Origin of the sequence: Streptomyces sp. NPDC018026, assembly GCF_044327745.1 — a bacterium.
GTDB lineage: Bacteria > Actinomycetota > Actinomycetes > Streptomycetales > Streptomycetaceae > Streptomyces > Streptomyces rubrogriseus.
This window is the reverse complement of sequence record NZ_JBIRFY010000018.1, coordinates 26,326-42,760: the sequence shown is the minus strand read 5'-3', so window position 1 is coordinate 42,760 and position 16,435 is coordinate 26,326. Positions and strand designations below refer to the sequence as shown.

The window sequence follows — 16,435 nt, the reverse complement described above, 5'->3', positions numbered from 1 at the left end:
GCTCACCCTCCTGCGAACGGCGGGAGCACCTCGACCGTGCCGCCCTCGGCCAGCCGTACCGTCTCATGCCCGCGGGTGCCCACGGGGTCGCCGTCGACGAGGAACGAGCAGCGCAGCAGCACGCGGGTGAGTTCGCCGGGGTGGCGCTCGCGGACCGCGCCGAGCACGTCGGCGAGCGTCGCCGCGTCGTAGGGCTCCTCGGCCACCCCCGCCGCGGCCTTCGCGGCGGCCCAGTAGCGCACCGTGACCTTTGCCATCTCGTTCCTTCGTCGTCGCCGATGAACAACGTCAGGCTAGCCCGCCCGGGCCACCGCCCAGTCGCCGATGCGGTCGAGGAGCGCCTCGCCGGAGGCGTTCTCGGCATGGCCCATGCCGGGCTCCAGCCAGAGTTCGCCGTGGTCACCGGCGGCCTCGGCCAGCATCCGGGGGTGGTCGAGGGGGAAGTAGCCGTCCCGGTCGCCGTGCACGACGAGCAGCGGCGTCGGCGCGATCCGGGCCACCGCCTCCACCGGCGACAGCGGCACCGGGTCCCAGTCCCGGTGGTGGATCCGGGTGCGCAGGCCGTAGCGGCCCACCAGCCGCCCGGCGGGGCGCATGACCAGCCAGTGCAGCCGGCGCATGGGTGCCGTACCCCGGTAGTACCAGCGGGCGGGGGAGCTGACCGACACGACGGCGTCCGTGCCCGCCACGTCGTCGCCGGCGTACAGCGCGGCGTGCCGCAGGACCACCGAGCCGCCCATGGAGAACCCGACGGTCACCACGCGCGCGTGCCCGAAGCCGCGCGCCCACGCCACCGCCGCGGCCAGGTCGAGCACCTCGCGGTCGCCGACGGTGGACCGCCCGCCGGACGCGCCGTGGCCCCGGAAGGAGAACGTGACCACGGCACCGTGCCGCGCGAACGCCGCCGCGATCCGCCGCACGTGGGGCCGGTCGGCGTCGCCCGTGAACCCGTGCGCGACGACGAACACCAGGTCAGAGGGGTCGCGGCCGCCCGGTCCCGGCTCGTACACGGCGTCGATGGGGACACCGTCGGCCGTCCGGAGGAAGGTGCGCGCGGGCGTGCGGCGCGGCGCTCCCCGGGGCGTCTCGGGATGCGGACGATTGGCTGGACCACGGGTGGAACGCGCCACATGACCCGGCGGTCGGTTGCTCATGTCGGCTATTCTGCTGGGCAGAGGACTCGGGCAACGTAGCCCCCGGGTCCTTTTGTGCTTTCGGGAGCGATGCCGGGCGGCCGTCGGGCGGCCGCCGGGCATTCACCTCCCGGACGCCACCAGTACGAAGCAGTGCCGCAAACGTCCTCGCAGGGACCCAGGAGGAACCAGACGTTATGGGCGAGCGAACCGGGCACGACCACAAACCGTCCCAGGCAGGTGGGGCGCGATGAGTTCTCTGCTGCTCCTGACCAACGCCCTCCAGCCGTCGACGGAGGTGCTTCCCGCCCTCGGCCTGCTGCTGCACAACGTACGCGTCGCCCCCGCCGAGGGCCCCGCCCTCGTCGACACCCCCGGCGCCGACGTCATCCTCGTCGACGGCCGCCGCGACCTCCCCCAGATCCGCAGCCTGTGCCAGCTGCTGCGCTCCACGGGCCTCAGCTGCCCGCTGGTCCTCATCGTCACCGAGGGCGGTCTCGCCGCCGTCACCGCCGACTGGGGCATCGACGACGTACTGCTCGACACCGCCGGTCCGGCGGAGGTCGAGGCGCGGCTGCGGCTGGCCACCGGCCGCCAGCAGCTCGGCGGCGACGACTCCCCCATGGAGATCCGCAACGGCGACCTGTCGGTGGACGAGGCGACGTACTCCGCGAAGCTGAAGGGCCGGGTCCTGGACCTGACCTTCAAGGAGTTCGAGCTGCTGAAGTACCTCGCCCAGCACCCGGGGCGGGTGTTCACCCGCGCGCAGCTGCTCCAGGAGGTGTGGGGCTACGACTACTTCGGCGGCACCCGCACGGTCGACGTGCACGTACGGCGGCTGCGCGCCAAGCTCGGCCCCGAGCACGAGTCGCTGATCGGCACCGTCCGCAACGTCGGCTACCGCTTCGTGACGCCGGAGAAGCCCGAGAAGGGCGAGAAGGGCGAGAAGGCCGACAAGACCGACAAGGTCGACAAGACCGAGATGGCCGGGAAGGCCGAGAAGGCGGAGAGGGGCGAGGCGCCCGGAAGGGCGGCCGCCGACACGGACGAGGCGGCGGGCGCAAGGTCATCCAAGGTGTGATACGCCCTGCCCGGAGCGGGTCCATCCGCGTAGACTCCGCGCGTGGCCAAGGTGACTCGGGATGACGTGGCGCGACTGGCGGGGACTTCCACCGCCGTCGTCAGCTACGTCATCAACAACGGACCCCGGCCGGTCGCCCCGGCCACGCGCGAGCGTGTCCTCGCGGCGATCAAGGAACTGGGGTACCGCCCGGACCGGGTCGCCCAGGCGATGGCGTCGCGGCGCACGGACCTCATAGGCCTGATCGTGCCGGACGCACGCCAGCCGTTCTTCGCGGAGATGGCGCACGCGGTCGAGTGGGCCGCCTCCGAGCGCGGGAAAATGGTGCTCGTCGGCAACAGCGACTACGTCGGCGAGCGCGAGGTGCACTACCTGCGCGCCTTCCTCGGCATGCGGGTCTCCGGCCTGATCCTGGTCAGCCACGCGCTGAACGACAACGCCGCCGCCGAGATCGACGCCTGGGACGCCCGGGTGGTGCTGCTGCACGAGCGCCCCGAGGCCATCGACGACGTCGCCGTCGTCACGGACGACCTGGGCGGCGCCCAGCTCGCCGTACGCCACCTGCTGGAGCACGGGTACCCGTACGTCGCCTGCATGGGCGGCACCGCCGAGACCCCGTCCGTCGGCGACCCGGTCTCCGACCACGTCGAGGGATGGAAGCGCGCGATGAAGGAGGCCGGGCTCTCCACCGAGGGCCGGCTCTTCGAGGCACCGTACAACCGCTACGACGCCTACCGCGTGGGCCTGGAGCTGCTCTCCGGGCCGCAGCGCCCGCCCGCGATCTTCTGCTCCACCGACGACCAGGCGATCGGCCTGCTGCGCGCGGCCCGCGAACTGCGCATCGACGTCCCCGGCGAGCTGGCGGTGGCCGGGTTCGACGACATCAAGGAGGCGGCTCTCGCCGACCCGCCCCTGACGACGGTCGCCTCGGACCGGTCGGCGATGGCACGGTCCGCCGTGGACCTGGTCCTGGACGACGGCCTGCGGGTGGCGGGCTCCCGCCGCGAGCGGCTGAAGGTCTTCCCGTCGCAGCTCGTCGTACGGCAGTCCTGCGGCTGCGCGTAGCCGCCGCCCGGCGGCGCGCGCCCTCGCCCCCGCCTACGCCCTGGTGCGGACGCCCTTATATCGGGCATACGAGGTTCTGCCGGGCTTCTCAGGCAGCACTCAGGCCGCTCTCATCCGCGGGCGGGAAGCTCATGGACATGACCGAGAGCCTCCGCCACAACGGCGAGTACGAGCACGCGAACCCGTACCAGGGAACCCCCCAGCACGCCTCCTCTCCCGTCAACCCGGAGTGGCCGCCCCCGCCGGCGCAGCCGCCCGGGAACCACCCCACGCAGCCCCTGCCCGAGCCGCCGCACGGCGGGCGCCCGGCCCGGCGGCGCGGCCCCGCCGCCCTGCTGGTGGCCGTGGCGATCGTCGCGGCGGCCGTCGGCGGCGGCACGGCGTACGGCATCCAGGAGCTGACCGGCAGCGACACCGTCGCCTCCAGCTCGACCAGCACCAACGTGGTGCCCTCCAGCCAGAAGGGCACGGTCTCCGGCGTCGCGAAGGCGGTCAGCCCGAGCATCGTCGAGATCAACGCCACCTCGAACGCCGGCTCCTCCACCGGTTCCGGCGTGATCATCACCGACGACGGCGAGATCATCACCAACAACCACGTCGTCGCCGGTGCCTCCTCGGTCAAGGTGACGACGAACGACGGCAAGCAGTACACCGCCGAGGTCGTCGGCACCGACAGCAAGAAGGACCTCGCGCTGATCAAGCTGGAGAACGCCTCCGGCCTCAAGGCCGCCACCCTCGGCGACTCCGCCGGCATCGGGGTCGGCGACCAGGTCGTCGCCATCGGCTCCCCCGAGGGCCTGACCGGCACGGTGACCAGCGGCATCGTCTCCGCCCTCGACCGGGACGTGACCGTCTCCACGGACGAGGGCCAGCAGCAACAGCAGCAGCGGCAGGGCGGCCAGTGGCCGTTCGAGTTCGGCGGGCAGCAGTTCAACGGCGACACCGGCTCGTCCACGACGACGTACAAGGCGATCCAGACCGACGCGTCCCTCAACCCGGGCAACTCCGGCGGCGCGCTGATCGACATGAACGGCAACATCATCGGCATCAACTCCGCGATGTACTCGGCGACCGAGTCCTCCGCGAGCGCCGGCAGCGTGGGCCTCGGCTTCGCCATCCCGATCAACACGGTCAAGGCCGACCTGCCCGAGCTGCGGGCGGGCGCGAGCAACTGACAAGCAACTGACAAGCAGCTGACTGGCGACTGGCGAGCAGCCGAGCGGGCGCGAAGACGTGCGACGCTGAAGGCGTTGACACTCCGTACCCGCACCCGACCGCATCCGAGGACCCGAGCCCATGAGCCCCGCAGACGCCGACCGCGACCGCGACCGCGAGATCCAGCGCATCCTGATCGTCGACGACGAGCCGGCGGTCCGTGAGGCCCTCCAGCGCAGCCTCGCCTTCGAGGGGTACGACACCGAGGTCGCGGTCGACGGCGCCGACGCGCTGGAGAAGGCGGCGGCGTACCGGCCCGACCTCGTCGTCCTGGACATCCAGATGCCCCGCATGGACGGCCTGACCGCCGCCCGCCGCATCCGCGGCGCGGGTGACCTGACCCCCATCCTGATGCTGACGGCCCGCGACACGGTCGGCGACCGGGTGACCGGCCTGGACGCGGGGGCGGACGACTACCTGGTCAAGCCGTTCGAGCTGGACGAGCTGTTCGCCCGCATCCGCGCGCTGCTGCGCCGCAGCTCCTACGCGGCGGCCGTGGAGGCCACCGCCGAGGACGACGACACCCTCGGCTTCGCCGACCTGACCATGGACCTGGCGACCCGGGAGGTCACCCGGGCCGGACGCCCGGTGGAGCTGACCCGCACCGAGTTCACCCTGCTGGAGATGTTCATGGCGCACCCGCGCCAGGTCCTCACCCGGGAGCAGATCCTGAAGGCCGTCTGGGGGTTCGACTTCGAACCGTCGTCGAACTCCCTCGACGTGTACGTCATGTACCTGCGCCGCAAGACCGAGGCGGGCGGCGAGCCGCGCCTCGTGCACACCGTCCGCGGCGTCGGCTACGTCCTGCGGCAGGGCGGCGCCGAGTGACAGGCCTGGTCCGCCGGGTCCGCGCCCTGCCCATCCGGGCGCGGCTCTCGCTGCTGGTGGCGGCGGCGGTGGCGTTCGCGGTGGCGGCGGCGGCCGTCGCCTGCTGGTTCGTGGTCAAGAGCGTGCTGGTCAGCTCGCTGGACGAGGCCCTCAAGGCGAACCGCATGACCAAGCAGCAGGTGAGCCAGTACGTCAACCTGCGCACCGGCGCGTGCGCCCACGACCCCGTCACGCACGAGCAGAACCCCTTCGGCTCGTCCGTACAGCTCGTGGACGGCACGGGCGGGAGCTGCCTCATCATCGGCACCCAGGAGGTGCCGCTCACCGACGCCGACCACGCCGTGGCCGAGGGCCGGGCCACCGACGCGCTGCACGACGCCACGGGGGACGACGGCGCCCAGTACCGCGTCTACACCTACAGCGTGCTGCCCGAGCTGGGCGTGGCCGTCTCCGCCGCCCGGCCGCTGGGCGAGGTGAACCGCTCCCTCAACGACCTCGCCCTGGTGCTGGTGATCGTCGCGGGCGCGGGGGTCGTCGGAGCCGGCGCCGCCGGGCTGTGGGTGGCCCGCACCGGCCTGCGGCCCGTCGACGATCTGACCCGGGCCGTCGAACACGTCGCCCGCACCGAGGACCTCACCGTGCGCATCCCCGTCGCGGACGACAGCGACGACGAGATCGCCCGCCTGTCCCGATCCTTCAACAGCATGACCTCGTCCCTGGCCAGCTCCCGCGACCTCCAGCAGCAGCTCATCGCCGACGCGGGCCACGAACTGCGCACCCCGCTCACCTCGCTGCGCACCAACATCGAGCTGCTCACCCGCAGCGAGGAGACCGGCCGCCCGATCCCGGAGGCCGACCGCAAGGCGCTGCTCGCCTCGGTGAAGGCGCAGATGACGGAACTGGCGGCGCTCATCGGCGACCTCCAGGAACTCTCCCGCCCCGACACCGGCCAGCACGAGGGCCGCACCCGCATCCTCGCCTGGCACGACGTCGTCGAGTCGGCGCTGCGCCGCGCCCGGCTGCGCGGCCCGGAGCTGGCGATCGACGCGGACGTGAGCCCCTGGTACGTACGGGCCGAACCGGCCGCGCTGGAACGCGCGGTGGTCAACGTGCTCGACAACGCGGTGAAGTTCAGCCCGGACGGCGGCACGATCGACGTACGCCTCGCGGACGGTGTCCTCACCGTCCGCGACCACGGCCCCGGCATCCCCGCCGACGAGCTCCCCCACGTCTTCGACCGCTTCTGGCGCTCCCCGAGCGCCCGCGCCCTGCCCGGCTCGGGCCTGGGCCTGTCCATCGTGGCGCGGACGGTGCAGCAGGCGGGCGGCACGGTGGGCCTGACCCGGGCCGACGGCGGCGGCACCACGGCCACGATCCGGCTGCCGGGGGCGCCGGTGCCGCCGCCGGAGCAGGACCTCAGGCGGGCAGCCGAAGATCGATGACGAAGCCGATCTCGACGACCTGACCGGGCAGGGTCAGCTCGGTCACGCCCAGGACCGTGCTGGCCGGGCGGTGCCCGCCGAAGTACGCCAGGTTGCCCCGCGCAACCGCGGCGGCGTGCTGCCGCAGGTCCACCACGTACTGGGTCTGCGACACGATCTGGTTGCGGGTGGCTCCGTAGTGGTCCAGGACCCGGTCCATGTTGGCGTGCGTGCGCCGGAGCTGGGCGGCGAAGTCGCCGCCGTCCGGGAACTCACCCGCCGCGTCGAACGCGAGCTGCCCGGAGACGTGGACCAGCTCGCCCGACCTGATCGCCTGGGAGTAGCCGAAGTCGTCCTCGGCCGGCACGTCGAAGCGGTAGACATCGTGGGTGGTCATGGTGCTCGCCCTTCCGGATCACTCTCTTGTGGTTACTCGGGAACTGTAGGAGAGTGAAGGCTGAACTGGAAGAACGCACTTTTCGGTGACTGGGGAACCTAATGGTGACCAAGCAACTGCTCAACGGCCTGCCCGAGGACGCGGACCTGCGGCGCGCGGACTCCCTGGCGCGGGAGATCTTCTCGGACGTCGCCAACAAGTGGGCGCTCCTGATCATCGAGGCGCTCGGCGAGCGCACCCTGCGCTTCAGCGAGGTGCGCGGCGAGGTCGAGGGCATCAGCCACAAGATGCTCACCCAGAACCTGCGGATGCTGGAGCGCAACGGCCTGGTCGACCGCACGGTGCATCCGACCGTGCCGCCGAAGGTCGAGTACACCCTCACCGAGCCGGGCCGCGCCCTGCGCGCGACGGTCGACCTGATCTGCGACTGGACCCAGAGCCACCTCGGCCACATCGAGGGAGCACGGAGGCGTTTCGACGCCTGAGCGGCGTCAGTGGAAGCCGAGCATGCCGGGAGCATCGATGTCGACGGTGAGGAACCCCGGCGGGTAGAGATCCTCCCGGCCCGTCAGAATGATCGACATACCCCCCGAGTCCAGGTGCGGCGTCGCCACGTACAACGCGTGACACGTATCGGCGCCGCCCCAGCCGTCACGCACCATCCCCCCGACGGTTACGGCCGCGGTCTGGCCGAACGGATCGATGTGCAGCCCGGGAAGTGCCAGCAGGGCACTCCCGACGTTCGCCTCCCGCTCCTCCGCCTTCATGAGGCACAGCGCCGGGAGGTGCAGCCAGTCACCGGGCGTGTGCGCGACGTTGTCTGCGAGGCGGTGGAGTGCCTCGTGTCCCTGCGCGAGCGCAAGCGCGGCGTCCGCGTCGAGAATGATCACGCGGCGTCCTCCCGGAGAGCCCGGGTCTTCTCCGCGGCCATCGCGTAGATGTTGGCCAGCACGTTCGGCCCCTCGTCGAACTCCTCGTCGCTGAGCGTGCAGCCGAGCCGTTCGCGCAGGACTGCGCGGGTGGCCGCCACCCGCTCCGCGATCTGCTCCGCCGTCGGCTGCTCCGAGGCGAGCTGCTCGACGAGCTGGCCGAGGGTCATGCCCCGCTCCTTGGCGACCTGCGCGAGGTGGTCGCGGGCCCGGCGCGACACCTGAATGGTCGTGTTTTCTGCCATGGCCCCACCATACTCAGACCACAAAGCAGTGAACCGTTTCCGCCGCCGCCCGTCACCCGAAGGTGCGCACACCGCACCCGCCGCTTGACTTCCGCCCCGTCCCCGCACGGCGAGGGGCCCGGCACACCCGCGGCCCCTCGACCGTCGGACGTGCCGGGCCCCTGCCCCGAGCAGCCGGCCGTCGCCTACTCCACGACCGTGATCCGGTCCGCCGCCGGGGGCGTGATCGGGGCGGTCGCCGAGGAGTTGGCCGTCAGGTACTGCTCGAAGGCCGCCAGGTCGTCCGCGCCGACGAGTTCGTTCGTGCCCTCGCCCAGCGTGGTGAAGCCGTCGCCGCCGCCCGCGAGGAAGCTGTTGGACGCGACGCGGTAGGTGGCGTTCTCGTCGATGGGCGAACCGTTCAGACGGATGGAGTCCGTGACGACGCGGTCCGCGCCCGACTTGGTCAGGTCCAGGGTGTAGGTGAGGCCGGAGGACACCTGGAGGATCTTCGGGGCCGCCTCGTTCGGGCCGCTCACCTGCTCCTTGAGGACCTGGATCAGCTGCGCGCCCGTGTAGTCCTTGAGGTTCACCGTGTTGGCGAAGGGCTGGACCGTGAAGCCCTCGGCGTAGGTGACGACGCCGTCGCCCTCGGCGCCGGAGGCCGTGTAGGTCAGCGGGGCCCGGATGCCGCCCGGGTTCATCAGCGCCAGGTCGGTCTGCGGGTCCTGCGCCTTGCCGTACGCGAACTGCGCGTCGGCGATCAGGTCGCCCAGCGGGGACTCGGTGCCGTCGCGGTTGATGTCGGCGGAGACGTAGCCGATGGGGCGGTTGCCGATCGGGGCGGCGAGGGTGCTCCACTTGCCGATCAGCCGGGTCATGTCGGGCGCCTTCGGGACGTCCCGCGTCACCACGTGGTTGGCCGACTTCACCGAGGTACGGGCGATGTCACCGGTGGCGCGGTCGTACGTCAGCGTGGTGTCCGTGTACAGGCGGCCGAAGGACGAGGCCGAGGTGACCATGCGCGGGTTGCCCGCCGGGTCGGGGATCGTGCAGACGTACGCGTTGTGGGTGTGGCCGGTGACCAGCGCGTCGACCTGCGGGGTGATGTTCTTGGCGATGTCGACGATCGGGCCGGAGATGCCGTCGCCCGCGCCCGGGGAGTCGCAGTCGTAGTTGTAGGAGGACGAGGCGGGGAAGCCGCCCTCGTGGATGAGGGCGACGATCGACTTCACGCCCTGGCGCTGCAGCTCCTTGGCGTACTTGTTGATCGTCTCGACCTCGTCCTTGAACTTCAGGCCCTTCACGCCCTCCGCCGAGACGATGTCCGGGGTGCCCTCCAGGGTCACGCCGATGAAGCCGACCTTGACTCCCCGCTGCTTCCACACCCAGTAGGGCTTGAGGAGGGGCTTCCCGGTCTTCTCGTCCAGGACGTTCGCCGCCAGATACGGGTAGTCGGCGCCCTTGAACTCCTGGTCCGTGTAGCAGCCCTCGGTGGGGTGGCAGCCGCCGTTCTGAAGGCGGGCCAGTTCCTTGGCGCCCTCGTCGAACTCGTGGTTGCCGACGCTCGTGACGTCCAGGTCGAGCTTGTTCAGCGCCTCGACGGTCGGCTCGTCGTGGAAGAGACCGGACAGGAGCGGGGAGGCGCCGACCATGTCGCCGCCCGCGGCGGTGATGGAGTACCGGTTGCCCTTGCGGGCCTCGCGCAGATGGGTGGCCAGGTACTCCACGCCGCCCGCGTCGATCGTCTTCGTCGTGCCGTCCGGCTGGACCTCGGTGACCCGGCCGGAGGAACCGGCGGGCGGCTCCAGATTGCCGTGCAGGTCGTTGAAGGAGAGCAGCTGGACGTCCTGATAACGGCCCTGGCCGTGACCATGACCGTGCCCGTGGCCGCCGTGCCCGCGGTCGTTTCCGCCCGCGCTCGCCGAGGCCGGCAGCGCCGCCGCGGCCAGCGCCCCGGCGGTGACGACGGTGGCGGCGGCGACGAGGAGACGGCTCGTACGGCGTCTGCGACGCGGCTGGTGCGACTGTGCTGTGGCTGGCATGCGCCCCCCTGTGGGTGTGCGTGGCGCGAGCCGCTGAGGAGACGGCTCGTCGGCGCAGCAGCCTAGAGTCAACGCGCGTAGCGCGACAGGGGCTTCCGGATTACATCCTGGTTTAACTTCACCCCCTTCCTCGCCCTCTTCCTCGCCCCCTTCCCCGTCCTCGTCCACTGCCGCCGCTTTGCCCAGCCCGCCCCTTACCCTCGTACGCATGACCAGCGACGACACCGTGCGGCCCGGCCGCCCCCGCTCGATCGAGACCCTCGCCGAACTCACGCCGGAGCAGACCGAAGCCGTCCTCGCCCTGCTCACCGAGGCGGCCCGGAACGACGGTCAGCACGCCGTGTCCGAGCAGGGCCGGCTGCAACTGCGCGGCCCCGCCCGGGAGGGCGTCGTACACCTCCTGCTCACCCTGGACGGCGGTGAAGTCGTCGGCTACGCCCAGCTGGAGGGCACCGACCCGGTCGAGCCGCCGGCCGCCGAGCTGGTCGTCCACCCCTCGCACCGGGGCCAGGGACACGGACGGGCCCTGGGCTCCGCGCTGCTCGCCGCCTCCGGGAAGCGGCTGCGGGTCTGGGCGCACGGCGGGCACGCTGCGGCCCGGCACCTCGCACAGGTGCTGGGGCTCTCCCTCTTCCGCGAACTGCGCCAGCTGCGCCGCCCGTTGTCCGGTCTGGACCTGCCGGAACCGCGGCTGCCGGAGGGCGTGAGCGTGCGCACCTTCGTGCCCGGCAGGGACGACGCGGCCTGGCTCGCCGTGAACGCGGCCGCATTCGCCCACCACCCCGAACAGGGCTCGCTCACCCAGCGCGACCTCGACGACCGCAAGGCGGAGCCGTGGTTCGACCCGGCGGGATTCTTCCTCGCCGAACGGGACGGCGAACTGATCGGCTTCCACTGGACCAAGGTGCACGCCGAGGAACGGCTGGGCGAGGTGTACGTCCTCGGGATCCGCCCCGACACCCAGGGCGGCGGCCTGGGCAAGGCCCTGACCACCATCGGCCTGCGCCACCTGGAGGGGCAGGGCCTGCCCACCGCGATGCTGTACGTCGACGCCGACAACAAGGCGGCGGTGACCGTCTACGAGCGCCTCGGCTTCGTCACCCACGAGACGGACCTGATGTACCGCACGGAGACCTGAGCCGCCGGGTCCGCCCCCGCCCCACCGGCTCCGGCCCGCACACCGCTCCCGCCACGGCCACCGCCGCCGCCAGCACCGCCCACCGGTCGTGCGCGGCGGACCAGCGCGGGTCGTCCGCCTGGACGAAGAGCGCCCATCCCTCCGGGGCGAGGAGCGGCGCGAGGACGGCCGTGAGCAGCAGGGCCGCCGCGACGAACGGCCCGGGCCGTTCCTCGTCGGTCAGCCGTACGGCCAGGGCGGCAGCGGCGAGCGCCAGGACGCCCGCCGTGACCGCCTCCAGGGTGACCTGGGGTATCGGGGGCCGGGACGCCGAAGGGGTCAGGAGCAGGACGGCCGACCACCACAGCGCGGCGAGCGGCGCGACCAGGGCCACCCGCAGCGCCTGCCGGACGGGCCGCAGGGTCGGCACGGCGGTGGTGAGGTGGCGGGCCGGGTCGTCCAGCAGGAAGGCCAGTCCGAGCGCGCCGATCAGGGCGGCGCCCCGCAGCAGCAACAGCGACTGCCAGGGGGCCGGCTCGGCACCGGTGGCGGCCGGGGCGGCGGCGAGCAGCAGGCCGAGGGCGCCCGCCGCGGCCAGAGCCCGCCACGGCAGCGTGCGCCACACTGGACCGACCAGGTCGCCGGCCCGCACCGTCACTCGCACGAGTCCGCCTTCTCCGGCGCGGCCACACCCAGCAGTTCCGCGACGCGGGCGGTCGTGACACCCGGTTCGGTCAGCTCGGCCCAGTGCTCCTTCACCCGCGCCCCGACACCGGCCGGCGGCTTCTCCAGCAGGTGCCGTACGACGTCCGTCTGGCCCTCCGTCATGGTCAGCGGGTCGGTCGGCGACAGCACCACCGCCCCGCCCTGCACACTGTCGTCGACGCGGACCCGGCGCAGCGCGTCCATCGGGTCGTCCTGCCAGCTCAGCGAGAGCCACATGACGGTGACCATCCGCCCGTCGCAGATCTCACTGCCCGCCGCCTCCGTGCCCGCGACGAGGACGGCCGCGACGGCACTGGAGAACTCGGGGACCCGGTTGCCGCCCCAGGCGGCGCCCACGGTCACCCGGTCGGCGTCGGTCAGCGCGGGGATCGCGACGTCGTCCACCGGCCCGTACCGGGCGTCGATCCGCTGCCGCACGACAAGGGGCCGCTCCCGCGCCGAACCCCCGGCCAGGGACTGGACGCGGTCCACGACCCCCGCCCAGGCACTGATCCGCGGACCCCACTCGGGGAAGGCGCAGTACTTCGACCGACCGTGCTCGGCGCAGGTCAGCTCCGGGCGCACCGAGGCCCGCTCGCGGGCCGCGGTCAGCTCCGGCGACGGCGTCGAGCCCCCGGCCTGGAACACCCCGCCCGTCACCGCCGCCGCGAGACCGAGGACGAGGCCCGCCCGGACCAGCATGCCGCGCCCGCCGGCGACGGCCACCGCGAGGAGGGCCACGCACAGGGCCGCGCCCGCCAGGTACAACGCGTGCCAGGCCGCGGGCCGCCCCAGCAGCTCGGAGGGCAAGGTGTTCGGCCCGGTCTCGGACACCACCGGCGCCAGCCAGGACAGCCCGCTCGCGTCGCCGGGCGCGGTACCGAGGACGAACGTGAACAGCAGCACGACCACCAGCAGCGGCGCGGCGAACGCCGATCGCGCCACCCGGCCGAGCAGCACCCCGAGTGTCCCGAACCCCAGCACCGTCAGCGGCCCCACGGCCAGCTCGGCCGGCGAACCGTGCCCGATCGCACCCGGCTTGAGCGCCTCCCAGGTGAACTGGACGGCCACGCACACGGCGGTGAGCAGGGCGGCCGGTACGACGGCCAGCGCATGGGCGGCCGTACGGCGCCACGGCTCCAGGACCAGCACCGAGAAGTGGGGCTCCGTGCCGTGCCGTTCGGAGCGGACAACCGCGTAGTTGGCGTACAGCAGGACGGCCAGGCCGACGAGCATCGGCATGGACTGGGTGGCGCGGTCGGCGTCCTGGAGAGCGGGGCTGCCGTCCCAGGAGGTCCTGGTGCGCCAGACGATCCACGCGACGTACGCCGCGAAGGCGATGAGGACGGGAATGCTCAGCAGCAGCCTGCGGGCCTCGAACCGGGCCAGCGCGAGCACGGCCCGCACTCCGCGGTCCTCAAGCGGCGCCCGCACCGGCGCGGACTCCTCCACCAGTACGGCGCTCATGCCGACACCTCCGTGCCCGCGCCGTCGAGGACGAGCAGGTAGCCGTCCTCCAGGGTGGGTTCGGCGGGCTCGGCACCGGGCGGCGGATCGCCCACGTTCCGGAAGGAACCGGTGCCGGTGCGCCAGCCGGCCTTGGCGCCGGGATCCTTCCCCGTGCTGTTCCACACCCGGCCGGCGGCCCGCGCGGTCAGCTCGGCCGGAGTCCCGTCGAAGCGCACCGCCCCGGCCGCCATGACGATCACCCGGTGACAGAGCATCGCCACGTCCTCGGTCTGGTGGGTGGACAGCAGCACGGTCCGCCCCTCCCCGGCCCCGGCGATCAGCTCCCTGAACCGCATCCGCTGCTCGGGGTCGAGACCGACGGTCGGCTCGTCCAGCACCAGGAACCCCGGGTCCCCCACCAGCGCGGCGGCGAGCGCGACCCGCTGCCGCATGCCCCCGGACAGCTTCTTGATCCGGCGTCCGCGCACGTCCCCGAGGTCGACCTCCTCCAGTACGCGCCGCACCTCCCGGTGCCGCTCCCGGCGGTCCGCCAACTCCTTGAGGATCGCCACGTAGTCGACGAACTCGAAGGCGGTGAAGTCCGGGTGGAATCCGGGCGTCTGCGGCAGATACCCGAGCCGCCGCCGCACCTCCTGCCGACCGCGCGAACTCCCGGGGTCGTGCCCGAGGACGGTGAAGGCCCCCCGGTCCGCGGGCACCGCGGTGGCGAGCACGCGCAACAGCGTGGTCTTCCCGGCGCCGTTGGGCCCGAGCAGCCCGGTGACGCCCGGGGTCAGCCGCAGCGAGACGTCGTCGAGGGCACGGGTGCGCCCGTAGTGCAGGCTCAGCCCGGAGGCGGAAACAGTGGGGGTCATTCGGCACTCCCGTACATGAAGGGGGTCGAGAAGAAGGAGGGGCTCACGCGACACCGCGCGCGGATACGTCGAACCGGTCGCGGAACAGGAACAGCAGCCCGGCGCCCAGCACCGCCACGAGTCCGGACACGCCCTGCCCGGCCGCGGTGAACGGCGCCAGCGGGCCGTCCGTCGACGCGCGGGCCGCGTCCGCGGCCAGCAGCACCGCCGCCCAGGCGCACACCAGCACGGACGGCGCGAGCACGGGGCCCAGCCTGGGCGTCAGCGCGAGCCCGGTCGCGGTGAGGGCGAGCCCGGGCAACAGCCAGGCCAGCGCGGCCACCCCGTACCCGGGCAGCGCGAGGCTGGCCAGACCGCCCACCCCGAGCGCCACCACGAGCACGGCGACGGTACGGATCATCAGCAGCCGGAAGCCGTGCATCGGCGAGACGACGGCCATCTCGTGCGTGGGGTCCAGCGCGGGCCCGTAGGCGAGCGCCACCGAGACCAGCGGCAGCAGCGGGGCGCAGACCAGGAACAGCGTGGGCCGGCCGGCGGCACCGGCCGAGACGGCCACGAGGAAGGTCATGAGCAGCACCGCGGCGAGGGCGCCGAACCAGGACCGGCGCAGTATGGGGGTGGCCGCGAGCAGTCGCGCGGTGCCGTCGCCCGCGCCGCACCGCACCAGCAGCCGTTCGAACCACCCCGGCCGGGGCGCGTCCAGCTCGGCGTCGAGCCGTGCCCACCCCGCGTCCAGCGCGGCGGCGTCGCTCACCTCCGCGAGGACGCCCCGGCACGGGGCGCAGGCGGTCAGATGCGCGTCGGTCGACCAGAGCGCGGGCGCCGGGAGGTCGCCCCGGGCGTAGGCCCGCAGGTCGTCCTCGTCCACGTGCCAGGCGTCCCGGGGACGGCTTTCCTCGATCCTCATGCCAGCGCCTCCCGCAGCTGCCTGCGGGCCCGCATCGCCCGCGTCTTCACCGTGCCCGGCGGGATGCCGAGCAGGACGGCCGCCTCACGGGTGGTCAGCCCGTCGACGACGGTGGCCTGGAGCACCGCACGCAGCTCCGGCGAGAGCCGCACGAGCGCACCGGCGAGGTCGCCGTGCTCGACCCCGGCCAGGACGCGCTCCTCCGCCGAGACCTCGTCCCGGTGCCGCAGCCGCGCCAGCGCCTGCCGCAGCCGTCCGCGCGCGCCCTCGCCCCGCAGGGCGTCGATCAGCCGCCGGGACCCGATCCGCCACAGCCACCCCGCTACGTCCCCTTCCTCCCGGTAGCGCGCGCTGCCGCGCCACACCGCGAGGAAGGTCTCCTGCACGACGTCGTCGACCACGGCGGCGTCGGCGCAGCGGCTGCGCATGCGGGCGGTCAGCCAGGGGGCGTACCGGCGGTACAGCTCCTCGAAGGCGCGGCGGTCGGCATCCGCCGCGACGGCCCGCAGCAGCTCCCCGTCGCTTCTCGTTTCGCTCACATCTCCTCATCGCACGAGCCCGCCCGACCGGTTCACACGATCTCCTGGCGGAGGCTTTGGCGAGGGTAGGGGGTGCGGTGAACCAACGTTCGCGGGCACCCGGGGCCGGTGGATCACGTGACCCGGCGTGGTCATGGCACCCGGCGTGGGTGCGGGCGCGGGGTGGGGGACGCGGCCCGGCGTTGCGGGGTGCCGCTGCGCCCACCCGTGCCGCCCCAGCGGCACGACTGCCCGCAGCTCGGTAGGTACGGCGCGAAGGGGGCGGGTCGGGGGGTGTCCGCCCGCAGCGGTTGGCGCGTCAACGGAGTTCGCTTCCGTAGCCGACCGATTTCGCGCCGTTCCGAGGACGGACACCCCCCGGCGCGCCCCCGACCCACCCACCGCACGCACCGCGCCACGCGCACCCCCACCGACCCCGCGCAGGCCGCCGCAGGCACCCCCGGGCCACCACCCTCCAGAGGCACCCCGCTATCCCACACGTCATGTCCCCGTAACCATCGATTCA

Annotated in this window: 18 protein-coding genes; 7 read left to right on the top strand and 11 right to left on the bottom strand. The window is 73.1% G+C overall.

Translation table 11 applies throughout. The annotated features are described in order from the left end of the window. Positions 1-2 precede the first annotated feature (2 nt). A complete protein-coding gene (locus ACH4D3_RS36290) occupies positions 3-257 on the bottom strand; it encodes a MoaD/ThiS family protein (protein ID WP_398331521.1) in 255 nt (84 codons plus the stop codon). Between the two features lie 36 nt (positions 258-293). After that, positions 294-1,154 (bottom strand): alpha/beta hydrolase, encoded by an 861-nt coding sequence (locus tag ACH4D3_RS36285; protein ID WP_398331518.1) that lies wholly within the window; start codon positions 1,152-1,154, stop codon positions 294-296. Between the two features lie 229 nt (positions 1,155-1,383). Here ACH4D3_RS36285 and ACH4D3_RS36280 point away from each other — a divergent pair, with 229 nt between their 5' ends. The 5 genes from ACH4D3_RS36280 to ACH4D3_RS36260 all read left to right on the top strand — a co-directional run bounded on the left by ACH4D3_RS36280 (position 1,384) and on the right by ACH4D3_RS36260 (position 6,764). Further along, entirely contained in the window at positions 1,384-2,214 is an 831-nt protein-coding gene (locus ACH4D3_RS36280; RefSeq protein ID WP_398331515.1) for a winged-helix domain-containing protein, read from the top strand. Between the two features lie 42 nt (positions 2,215-2,256). Continuing rightward, the gene (locus ACH4D3_RS36275; RefSeq protein WP_398331512.1) at positions 2,257-3,279 is read left to right on the top strand and encodes a LacI family DNA-binding transcriptional regulator; all 1,023 of its coding nucleotides are present in this window, start codon (positions 2,257-2,259) and stop codon (positions 3,277-3,279) included. Between the two features lie 137 nt (positions 3,280-3,416). After that, positions 3,417-4,454, top strand: a complete 1,038-nt coding sequence (locus ACH4D3_RS36270) for a S1C family serine protease (protein WP_398331509.1) — start codon at positions 3,417-3,419, stop codon at positions 4,452-4,454. Positions 4,455-4,575: 121 nt separating this feature from the next. After that, positions 4,576-5,322: a response regulator transcription factor gene (locus ACH4D3_RS36265; RefSeq protein ID WP_398331506.1), complete on the top strand. Its 747-nt coding sequence runs from the start codon at positions 4,576-4,578 to the stop codon at positions 5,320-5,322. Continuing rightward, on the top strand, positions 5,319-6,764 hold the full coding sequence (locus ACH4D3_RS36260; RefSeq protein ID WP_398331504.1) for a sensor histidine kinase: 1,446 nt from the start codon (positions 5,319-5,321) through the stop codon (positions 6,762-6,764). Before ACH4D3_RS36265 ends, ACH4D3_RS36260 begins: the two co-directional genes overlap by 4 nt. On the opposite strand, the gene ACH4D3_RS36255 is transcribed toward ACH4D3_RS36260, so the two are convergent. Next, a complete protein-coding gene (locus tag ACH4D3_RS36255) occupies positions 6,739-7,140 on the bottom strand; it encodes a RidA family protein (protein WP_398331501.1) in 402 nt (133 codons plus the stop codon). The genes ACH4D3_RS36260 and ACH4D3_RS36255 overlap by 26 nt on opposite strands. 101 nt (positions 7,141-7,241) lie before the next feature. Here ACH4D3_RS36255 and ACH4D3_RS36250 point away from each other — a divergent pair, with 101 nt between their 5' ends. Next, on the top strand, positions 7,242-7,625 hold the full coding sequence (locus tag ACH4D3_RS36250; protein ID WP_398331498.1) for a winged helix-turn-helix transcriptional regulator: 384 nt from the start codon (positions 7,242-7,244) through the stop codon (positions 7,623-7,625). Positions 7,626-7,631: 6 nt separating this feature from the next. On the opposite strand, the gene ACH4D3_RS36245 is transcribed toward ACH4D3_RS36250, so the two are convergent. From ACH4D3_RS36245 to ACH4D3_RS36235, 3 genes are all read right to left on the bottom strand, one after another. Beyond that, entirely contained in the window at positions 7,632-8,030 is a 399-nt protein-coding gene (locus ACH4D3_RS36245; protein WP_356722072.1) for a hypothetical protein, read from the bottom strand. Beyond that, positions 8,027-8,314, bottom strand: a complete 288-nt coding sequence (locus ACH4D3_RS36240; RefSeq protein WP_398331495.1) for a hypothetical protein — start codon at positions 8,312-8,314, stop codon at positions 8,027-8,029. The genes ACH4D3_RS36245 and ACH4D3_RS36240 overlap by 4 nt, the downstream gene beginning before the upstream one ends. 185 nt (positions 8,315-8,499) lie before the next feature. Beyond that, positions 8,500-10,338: a bifunctional metallophosphatase/5'-nucleotidase gene (locus ACH4D3_RS36235; protein WP_398331492.1), complete on the bottom strand. Its 1,839-nt coding sequence runs from the start codon at positions 10,336-10,338 to the stop codon at positions 8,500-8,502. A 208-nt stretch (positions 10,339-10,546) separates the two neighbouring features. On the opposite strand from ACH4D3_RS36235, the gene mshD reads away from it, so the two are divergent. Beyond that, positions 10,547-11,476, top strand: a complete 930-nt coding sequence (gene mshD, locus ACH4D3_RS36230) for a mycothiol synthase (protein WP_398331489.1) — start codon at positions 10,547-10,549, stop codon at positions 11,474-11,476. Here mshD and ACH4D3_RS36225 read toward each other — a convergent pair. The 5 genes from ACH4D3_RS36225 to ACH4D3_RS36205 are packed head-to-tail and all read right to left on the bottom strand — an operon-like array spanning position 11,436 to position 15,930. Continuing rightward, positions 11,436-12,119: an ABC transporter gene (locus ACH4D3_RS36225; protein WP_398331486.1), complete on the bottom strand. Its 684-nt coding sequence runs from the start codon at positions 12,117-12,119 to the stop codon at positions 11,436-11,438. The two genes, mshD and ACH4D3_RS36225, sit on opposite strands and share 41 nt — an antisense overlap. Continuing rightward, entirely contained in the window at positions 12,110-13,627 is a 1,518-nt protein-coding gene (locus ACH4D3_RS36220) for an ABC transporter permease (protein WP_398331483.1), read from the bottom strand. The genes ACH4D3_RS36225 and ACH4D3_RS36220 overlap by 10 nt, the downstream gene beginning before the upstream one ends. Further along, positions 13,624-14,484 carry an ABC transporter ATP-binding protein gene (locus ACH4D3_RS36215; RefSeq protein ID WP_398331480.1) on the bottom strand — a complete coding sequence of 287 codons (861 nt, stop codon included), beginning with the start codon at positions 14,482-14,484 and terminating at the stop codon, positions 13,624-13,626. Before ACH4D3_RS36215 ends, ACH4D3_RS36220 begins: the two co-directional genes overlap by 4 nt. Before the next feature lie 43 nt (positions 14,485-14,527). Next, positions 14,528-15,391, bottom strand: a complete 864-nt coding sequence (locus ACH4D3_RS36210; protein WP_398331477.1) for a zf-HC2 domain-containing protein — start codon at positions 15,389-15,391, stop codon at positions 14,528-14,530. Continuing rightward, positions 15,388-15,930: an RNA polymerase sigma factor gene (locus ACH4D3_RS36205; protein WP_011029464.1), complete on the bottom strand. Its 543-nt coding sequence runs from the start codon at positions 15,928-15,930 to the stop codon at positions 15,388-15,390. Before ACH4D3_RS36205 ends, ACH4D3_RS36210 begins: the two co-directional genes overlap by 4 nt. Positions 15,931-16,435 lie beyond the last annotated feature (505 nt).

Bases quoted from the DNA above. Each gene is read 5' to 3' on its own strand.
- ACH4D3_RS36280 (WP_398331515.1), top strand. From the start codon at position 1,384: ATGAGTTCTCTGCTGCTCCTGACCAACGCCCTCCAGCCGTCGACGGAG.
- ACH4D3_RS36240 (WP_398331495.1), bottom strand. From the start codon at position 8,314: ATGGCAGAAAACACGACCATTCAGGTGTCGCGCCGGGCCCGCGACCAC.
- ACH4D3_RS36255 (WP_398331501.1), bottom strand. From the start codon at position 7,140: ATGACCACCCACGATGTCTACCGCTTCGACGTGCCGGCCGAGGACGAC.
- ACH4D3_RS36285 (WP_398331518.1), bottom strand. From the start codon at position 1,154: ATGAGCAACCGACCGCCGGGTCATGTGGCGCGTTCCACCCGTGGTCCA.
- ACH4D3_RS36215 (WP_398331480.1), bottom strand. From the start codon at position 14,484: ATGACCCCCACTGTTTCCGCCTCCGGGCTGAGCCTGCACTACGGGCGC.
- ACH4D3_RS36270 (WP_398331509.1), top strand. From the start codon at position 3,417: ATGACCGAGAGCCTCCGCCACAACGGCGAGTACGAGCACGCGAACCCG.
- ACH4D3_RS36265 (WP_398331506.1), top strand. From the start codon at position 4,576: ATGAGCCCCGCAGACGCCGACCGCGACCGCGACCGCGAGATCCAGCGC.
- ACH4D3_RS36235 (WP_398331492.1), bottom strand. From the start codon at position 10,338: ATGCCAGCCACAGCACAGTCGCACCAGCCGCGTCGCAGACGCCGTACG.
- ACH4D3_RS36290 (WP_398331521.1), bottom strand. From the start codon at position 257: ATGGCAAAGGTCACGGTGCGCTACTGGGCCGCCGCGAAGGCCGCGGCG.
- ACH4D3_RS36210 (WP_398331477.1), bottom strand. From the start codon at position 15,391: ATGAGGATCGAGGAAAGCCGTCCCCGGGACGCCTGGCACGTGGACGAG.
- ACH4D3_RS36220 (WP_398331483.1), bottom strand. From the start codon at position 13,627: ATGAGCGCCGTACTGGTGGAGGAGTCCGCGCCGGTGCGGGCGCCGCTT.
- mshD (WP_398331489.1), top strand. From the start codon at position 10,547: ATGACCAGCGACGACACCGTGCGGCCCGGCCGCCCCCGCTCGATCGAG.
- ACH4D3_RS36250 (WP_398331498.1), top strand. From the start codon at position 7,242: ATGGTGACCAAGCAACTGCTCAACGGCCTGCCCGAGGACGCGGACCTG.